The organism is Clostridium algidicarnis DSM 15099, assembly GCF_002934235.1.
GTDB lineage: Bacteria > Bacillota > Clostridia > Clostridiales > Clostridiaceae > Clostridium_L > Clostridium_L algidicarnis.
Map to the genome: position 1 here is coordinate 1 of NZ_PTIS01000040.1, position 1,226 is coordinate 1,226.

At 31.9% G+C, this 1,226-nt stretch carries 1 protein-coding gene; it reads right to left on the bottom strand.

What is annotated here, in order from left to right; translation table 11 throughout:
• Positions 1 to 291 precede the first annotated feature (291 nt).
• Positions 292 to 1,089 carry a M55 family metallopeptidase gene (locus BD821_RS13285; RefSeq protein WP_104410886.1) on the bottom strand — a complete coding sequence of 266 codons (798 nt, stop codon included), beginning with the start codon at positions 1,087 to 1,089 and terminating at the stop codon, positions 292 to 294.
• Positions 1,090 to 1,226 lie beyond the last annotated feature (137 nt).

Genomic DNA, 1,226 nt, shown 5'->3' on the forward strand with positions numbered 1-1,226 from the left:
AATGGATAATTTATGTATTGGGGAGATGTTTTTGCATCTCCTTTTATTTATATAGTTTTTTATACTAGTTCTGCCTACTAAAATTATACTCTAACTTATAATCAATTTACTTCTTAATTAAAGTCATGCTACCTTTTAGTACCTCACCTATAAATATCTAAAATGACAACAATACAAAAGCTACTCAATAGCTTTTGTATTGAGTAGCTTTATTTACAACTTTAATTCATTAATTTAATATAAATACTTAATAGTTTCATTATTCTTTAGTTAATAATTTTTATTATTTGCTTATGTTAGGAAATTAAACATTCTAAGAACCTCATAATAATCATCACTTTTATATCCAATTGCTTTAGAACTAAGTAGCTCTACTCTTGGATAAAATGAATTTTTATAAGCTATTTCATGGTTTTGATAGGCTATTTCTACATCGAATGTTTCAGGAAGTTCAACCTTACATAAGCTATAATCTGATTTTAAAGTAGATGTTACTATAGATTTTATCTCTTTAATAGCTTTTCTAGGATGTATGCTAATCACCGATTTTCCTATGCCTTCTTTTACTGAAAATGTAGCTATCTTTGGATTCACATCTCTTACTTCGTTTGAAAGCCCTTTATCACCACTTACAAAAACCACTGGCACGCCATGTAGAGCAGCCGCATATGAATTAATCAAAAATTCACTTACATAAACTCCATTTATCTTTATATACTCTAAACTTGTATCCATAGTATGAGCTAGGGGGCTGTCCCCACTTCCTGCTCTAGAATGATATCCTATAAATAAAGCTGCATCAAAACTACTATCCAACCCGCTTACCATACACATAGGGTCTCCTGACCATCCACTTTGTAACGTCACATACTCTGGAAGCTCGTTTATATCAATATTCCTTGCACTATCATGAGCATCTTTCACATAAATTTCAGTAGCACCAGCCTCAAATGCTCCTTCTGCAGCTGCTCTCACCTCCTTTGTCATTTGCTGAGCAAAACTTTCAAAGTCACTATGACCTTTTTCTGTTTCACTCCAGCTAGTAACACCAGTTATACCCTCAATATCAGCACTAATATAAATTTTCATAATGCATCCCCCTTTATTTTACAGGTAGTGTTAACACTACCTTTGTTTTATTTATTTCAATCCTTGCTATTGCAAGGGTTTGTTCTATTTTAAACCTAAAAAAACAATGACCCCCTCTTTTCTGATATAATTGTTGT

Excerpts from the sequence above, each read along its gene's own strand:
- BD821_RS13285 (WP_104410886.1), bottom strand. The coding sequence starts at position 1,089 with ATGAAAATTTATATTAGTGCTGATATTGAGGGTATAACTGGTGTTACT.